Here is a 5869-nt window from a genome sequence, read left to right on the forward strand (position 1 = left end):
CCAGCACCGCGAGCAGCGTGACGAAGTAGATGACCACGAAGGCGAACAGCTCGCACACCACGAACCAGGCGTCGCGCACGGCGAGTGCCGTCTGCATCACCTTCGCCGCCACACGGCCGGCAAACTCGTCCTGGTAGAAGCTCATGCTCTGGGCGAGCATCAGGCGATGGAAGTTCCAGCGCAGCAGCATCGGAAAGTTGCCGCCCAGCGTCTGGTGCTTGATCGCCGACGCGAGCCACACCATCACGATGCTCGCCAGCAGCACCAGCGTCAGCAGGAACAAGCTGCCGCGCTCCTTGGCCCACAGCTGCGAGGGCTCGACCTTGCCCAGCCAGTCGACGATGCTGCCCATCATGCTGAACAACAGCGCCTCGAACGCACCGATGCCCGCCGAGAGCACGGTGAGCGCCAGCAGATAAGGCCGCAAGCCGCGTGTACCGGCCCACAGGAAAGCAAAAAACGCCTTGGGTGGTGGCGCAGGTTCGGCATCCGGGTAGGGATGCACGAGCTTTTCGAACAGACGGAACAAACAAGCCCCTGGTTTTTGATTGAGCCCGCAAGGTTAGCGGATGTGTGTTTCAGACAATCACGCCCGCGCTAAATCTCTCCATGCAGCGCCCCTGCCTTGGGTGAAAGGCGTTCGGTGACCCGGACGCCTGAAAGACTAGGCAGCCGCTTTACGCATGCCCCAGGCTTTTTGCACCAAGGTCACCACCACCAGCGAGAGCGCGCCGGCCACGATGCCGGTCAACGCATCGAGCAAGGTGGGCGTGATCGCTCCCATGACACCGCCCGCACGCACTGCGATGTTTTCAATGGCGTGGTGCAAGGGCGGGATGCCGTGCGTGAGGATGCCGCCGCCCACCAGGAACATGGCGGCCGTGCCGGCGATGGCCAGGCCCTTCATCAGGTAAGGCGCCGCCTTCAAGATGGCACGACCCACGGCCACGCGCCAGCCGGCTCGGCGGCTGAGGTACAGACCCAGGTCATCGAGCTTCACGATGCCGGCGACGAAGCCGTACACACCGATGGTCATGATGATGGCAATGCCCGCCAGCACCGAAAACTGCGTGAGCAAGGGCTTGTCGGCCACGGTGCCCAGCGTGATCGCGATGATCTCGGCCGACAAGATGAAATCGGTGCGCACCGCGCCCTTGATCTTGTCTTTCTCGAACGCCACCAGGTCGACCGCCGGGTTGGTCAGCGCGGCGGTCAGCTCGGCATGGTGCGCGTTTTCTTCGTCCTTGCTGTGCATGAACTTGTGCGCCAGCTTCTCGAAGCCTTCAAAGCACAGGAAGAGGCCGCCCACCATCAGCAGCGGCGTCACCGCCCAGGGAATGAAGGCGCTGATGGCCAGGGCCGCCGGCACAAGGATCACTTTGTTCAGCGCCGAGCCCTTGGCCACCGCCCACACCACCGGCAGCTCGCGGTCGGCGCTCACGCCAGACACCTGCTGCGCGTTCAGCGCCAGGTCGTCGCCCAGCACGCCGCTGGTCTTCTTGGCCGCCACCTTGGTGAGCACCGCGACGTCGTCGAGCACGGTGGCAATGTCGTCGAGCAGGGCGAGCAAGCTGGAGGCCATGATGGTGTGTCTGCGAAAGGGGCTGGGGGGCAGCGCAGCAACAATCACGCCACCGGCACGGCGCGCATGGTACGCGAGCCGCGCGCTCCAGCAGAGCCGAAATTCAGGCCCTGATGTCGAGCAGCGAGCCCAGCATGTCGCGCTCCACCTGCACCGTGCGCAGGTTGGCCTTGAAGCTGTAGAGCGCCGTCATTTGCTGCACCAGATCAGCCGCCAGGTCGGTGCCTGCGGCATCGGCCTGGGCGATGCTGGTGGCGACGCCACCGCCGGCCTGCGTCTGCTGCAGCACCTGCTGGCGGCGAAAGCCCGCGGTTTGCACATTGGCCACGTTGTGCGCCGACACCCCCAGGCGGGCGGTGGCGGCGTTCATGCCCGAAAACGCAATGGCGGAGATGGAGTTCATGGCAGGCCTTTTCGTCACTCTCGTCAGGTCTATCGGTCGATCAGACGCCGACTTGAGGCCTTATTTCAGCGATCAACTCAACCGGGCGCGAGGAACTCGACGCATTTGCCGGGGTCTCGAACGTGGCAGTGTTCCTTTTGAGTGAGTGGCAAGGGAACACCCAGCACCAGGGCCGCGGGCCTTTATGCTCGCAACCGTCACCCCGGTGATATGCCTCCAATCACCAGATGCACGAGAAACGATGCCAGACAACCCGTTTTCCCGCGATTTCGGCCCCTCCACCCAGCAGTTCGACCCGGCGCTGACCCGTGACGCCTTGCCGGCCGGCACCCGGCTGGGCGGCTACCAGATCGTCGAGCTGCTGGGGCGTGGCGGCTTTGGCATCGTCTACCTCGCGCTCGATTCGTCGTTGCAGCGCCAGGTGGCGATCAAGGAATACTTTCCTGCCGAGCTGGCGACGCGCCACGGCGACCACCAGATTTCGGTCAGGACGGGGGGCGATGCCAACGCCTACGCCAGCGGCAAGACGGCCTTCCTGAACGAAGCCAAGATGCTGGCGCGTTTCGACCACCCCTCGCTGGCCCGCGTGCACAGCTTCTGGGAGGAAAACCGCAGCGCCTACATGGTGATGCCTTACTACGAAGGGCGCAGCCTCGCCGCCACGCTGGCCGCCATGTCGGGCCCGCCCGATGAAACCTGGCTGCGCGCGCTGCTCACGCCGCTGCTGAGCGCGCTCTCCACGCTGCACGCATCGCAGTGCATGCACCTGGACATCTCGCCCGAAAACATCATGGTGCTGGGCGACGGGCGGCCGGTGCTGATCGACTTCGGCGTGGCCAACCGCTGGGCCACCGACAAGACCCTGCCGCTCACCGCCTTGCTCAACCCGGCCTACGCGCCGATCGAGCAATACAACCAGTCGGACGCCATGCCTCAGGGGCCCTGGACCGACTTGTACGCACTGGCGGGGGTGCTGCACTTCGCCATCACCGGCCAGCCGCCGGCACGCGCCACGGTGCGTGCGGTCGACGACCCGCAGCGCCCATTGGCTGAAGTCGTTCATACGCTGAACAAGGGCTTGCCCCAGCTGAGCTACAGCGGCCCCTTTCTGGCCGCCATCGACAAGGCCTTGTCGGTGAAGCCACGCGACCGGCCGCGCGATGTGGCCGACTTTCAGCAATGGCTGGATCGCGCACCGGCTGCACCCGCGCCGGCAGCCCCGGCCCAGGGCAAACGCCGCGAGCCGGTGTTCGCGCCTTCAAGCCAAGGCGAGGAGAGTCTCACCCGCGAGCCCGCGCGAAGCAATCTTCCGCTGTGGATTGCCGGCTTGTCCGCACTCACCCTGGCCTTCGCAGGGATGTGGGTCTGGCAGCAGATGCAAGCGGGGCCGACCGTGGTGTATGCGCCCCCAGCCGCCAGCCCACCGGCAGCGGCGCCGTGGGTCCCGCCCTCGGCACCACCGGCAGAAGCGCCCGCGCCCTCGCCGGTGGCGGCCGCCGCGAGCGTGTCGGCTGTGGCGCTCAGCGAGCCAGCTTCTGCCCCGGTGGCGGCCGTGGCTCCGGTCGTGGCACGGCCGGAGCCATCGGCATCTGCGGTGGCTGCCATGGTTGCGGCGCTCGAGCCCCGCGTGGCGGAGCCCGAGCCCTCCCCAAAACCCGCCCGCAAGGCCGAGAACACGGTCAAAGCCACCGCCGCCGCGGGGGAAGCCGCCACACCGCGGGCGGCTTGTGGCACACGCGCCAACTTTTCGCTGGTCTACTGCATGGAAACCCAATGCAAGAAGCCCAGGTTCGTTCAGCACCCGCAGTGCGTTGATTTCCGGCGGCGCGGCGAGATCAACTGATCTCGCATCGTGGGATGCAGGCCGAGCGTCTTTACCCGGCAGCAACGTTCAGGCGTCAACAGCGAGTCACCCGAGGCCGTTGACTGCACATGGGGGCCACCGTCCGGCGCCCAGGAGTAATGACACATGCAAACGTCCACAAAACGCCGCGTTTTTGGTGTGTTGGGCCTGGTGCTCGCCACACAAGTACTCTCTGCCTGCATCGTGCTGCCCGTGCCGGTGCACCGTCGCGGAGCGGTGGTGGTTCAGCCTGGTTATGGCTACGGCCACGACCAAGGGCCGCCTCGCCACCACCATCCGTACTGGAGGCGCTGAGCCGACGGAGGGCTCTCGGTATCAGCTAGGAGTGCAGGCCATTCGCGCACACAGCAGAATGGCCGCTCTCTTCCTGACACCATTGCCCCATGACCACAGCCACCACCACCCTGCGCCAGATTGCCGACCTGCCGGGGCCGCGTGGCTTGCCCATCCTGGGCAACTTGCTGCAGGTCAAGCTCAATCGCATCCACCTGGATGTGGAACAGTGGGGCCGAGAGTTCGGCCCTTTTTTCCGATTTCAGCTGGGCAAGATGCGGGGGCTGGCCATCACCGACCATGAGGTGATCGCGAGCCTCTTGAAAGACCGGCCCGACGGCTTTCGGCGCACCCGGCGCTCCATCATCGTGGGCCAGGAAATGGGGCTCAAGCCCGGCGTCTTCGGCGCCGAAGGCCAGCCCTGGCGCGACCAACGGCGCATGGTGATGGCGAGCTTTGCACCCCACCACGTGCGGGCCTACTTCCCGTCGCTGCTCAAGGTGATGCAGCGCCTGCGCGGGCGCTGGCAAGCGGCGGCGCGCAGCGGCAGCATCATCCCCTTGCAAGAAGACCTGATGCGCTACACCGTCGACGGCGTGGCGGGCCTCGCCTTCGGCACCGACATGAACACGCTGCAGTCGGACGAAGAGGTGATCCAGCAGCACTTGGACAAGATCTTCCCGGCGCTGTTTCGGCGCATCTTCGCGCCCTTCCCCTACTGGCGGCTCATCCGACTGCCGGCCGACCGCGCGCTCGACCGCAGCGTGCTCGCCATCAACCACGCGATCGACGGCTTCATTGCCCAGTCGCGCGAGCGCATGCGCGCCAACCCGGCCTTGCACGAGGCCCCGACCAACCTGCTCGAAGCCATGCTCGCCGCTGCCGACCAACCTGACAGCGGCGTGAACGATCAGCAGGTGGCGGGCAACGTGCTCACCATGCTGCTGGCCGGCGAAGACACCACCGCCAACACGCTCGCGTGGATGATCTACCTGCTGCAGCGCAACCCGCAGGCGCTGCAGCGTGCCACCGAAGAGGTGCAACGCCTCGCGCCCGACCCTGCGGCCTTCACGCCGGAACAGATGGCCTCGCTGGAGTACCTCGAAGCCTGCGCGAGCGAGACCATGCGGCTCAAGCCGGTGGGGCCGTTCTTGGTGCTCGAAGCGCTGAAGGACACCACCATCGCCGACATCGCGGTGCCCACCGGCACCTTTGTCTGGCTGGTGATGCGCCACGACAGCGTGAGTGCGCAGCACTTCCCCAACCCTCAGGCCTTCGACCCCTCACGCTGGCTCGACGGCGCCGATGCCGCGCTCACGCCGAGCTCGCCCAAGCGGGTGTCAATGCCCTTTGGTGCGGGCCCACGTGTGTGCCCGGGGCGCTACCTCGCGATGCTCGAGATCAAGATGGCGATGGCCATGCTGCTCAGCAGCTTTCATGTCGAAAGCGTGGGCACGCCGGATGGCAAAGAGGCCCGCGAGAACATGGCTTTTGCCATGTCACCCGTGGGCCTGACGCTGCGCGTGCGTGAGCGCACTGCTTGAGCGCACGTCAGTGCTGCGGAGGCGGGAATCCAGTTTTTTGCCGCTTCGCGTTGGTCTTGTTCACTGCGTGAGGCCGCGCCGGGTGTTCGGCCCGGCGGCCGACCTCCTTTCTTGTGTCGACAAGAAAGGAGGCAAAGAAGCGACCCCTGCCGACTCGGCCCTCGCGTTGCGAGGGCTGCCTTGCGCTGCTCGGTCTTTGCGGG

5 protein-coding genes and 1 pseudogene are annotated in these 5869 nt (G+C 66.2%); 3 read left to right on the forward strand and 3 right to left on the reverse strand.

Annotation, left to right across the window (positions count from 1 at the left end):
* The 3 genes and pseudogenes from RMO40_RS07175 to RMO40_RS07185 form a co-directional block, all read right to left on the reverse strand.
* Positions 1–529: pseudogene (locus tag RMO40_RS07175) on the reverse strand (multidrug ABC transporter ATP-binding protein); the annotation flags it as partial.
* Positions 530–664: 135 nt separating this feature from the next.
* Complete coding sequence (locus RMO40_RS07180) at positions 665–1582, reverse strand: DUF808 domain-containing protein (RefSeq protein ID WP_309718324.1); 918 nt, start codon at positions 1580–1582, stop codon at positions 665–667.
* A 103-nt stretch (positions 1583–1685) separates the two neighbouring features.
* Positions 1686–1985 carry a flagellar basal body protein gene (locus RMO40_RS07185; RefSeq protein WP_309718327.1) on the reverse strand — a complete coding sequence of 100 codons (300 nt, stop codon included), beginning with the start codon at positions 1983–1985 and terminating at the stop codon, positions 1686–1688.
* 241 nt (positions 1986–2226) lie between these two features.
* Between RMO40_RS07185 and RMO40_RS07190 the strand changes: the two genes are divergently transcribed.
* From RMO40_RS07190 to RMO40_RS07200, 3 genes are all read left to right on the forward strand, one after another.
* Entirely contained in the window at positions 2227–3828 is a 1602-nt protein-coding gene (locus RMO40_RS07190; RefSeq protein WP_309718330.1) for a protein kinase domain-containing protein, read from the forward strand.
* A gap of 126 nt (positions 3829–3954) precedes the next feature.
* Positions 3955–4143: a hypothetical protein gene (locus RMO40_RS07195; RefSeq protein WP_309718333.1), complete on the forward strand. Its 189-nt coding sequence runs from the start codon at positions 3955–3957 to the stop codon at positions 4141–4143.
* Positions 4144–4232: 89 nt separating this feature from the next.
* A complete protein-coding gene (locus tag RMO40_RS07200; RefSeq protein ID WP_309718335.1) occupies positions 4233–5666 on the forward strand; it encodes a cytochrome P450 in 1434 nt (477 codons plus the stop codon).
* The last annotated feature ends 203 nt before the right edge of the window (positions 5667–5869 follow it).

This window comes from Rhizobacter sp. (genome assembly GCF_031412075.1).
Classification (GTDB): domain Bacteria; phylum Pseudomonadota; class Gammaproteobacteria; order Burkholderiales; family Burkholderiaceae_C; genus Rhizobacter.

Excerpts from the sequence above, each read along its gene's own strand:
- RMO40_RS07180 (WP_309718324.1), bottom strand. The coding sequence starts at position 1,582 with ATGGCCTCCAGCTTGCTCGCCCTGCTCGACGACATTGCCACCGTGCTC.
- RMO40_RS07185 (WP_309718327.1), bottom strand. The coding sequence starts at position 1,985 with ATGAACTCCATCTCCGCCATTGCGTTTTCGGGCATGAACGCCGCCACC.
- RMO40_RS07190 (WP_309718330.1), top strand. The coding sequence starts at position 2,227 with ATGCCAGACAACCCGTTTTCCCGCGATTTCGGCCCCTCCACCCAGCAG.
- RMO40_RS07195 (WP_309718333.1), top strand. The coding sequence starts at position 3,955 with ATGCAAACGTCCACAAAACGCCGCGTTTTTGGTGTGTTGGGCCTGGTG.
- RMO40_RS07200 (WP_309718335.1), top strand. The coding sequence starts at position 4,233 with ATGACCACAGCCACCACCACCCTGCGCCAGATTGCCGACCTGCCGGGG.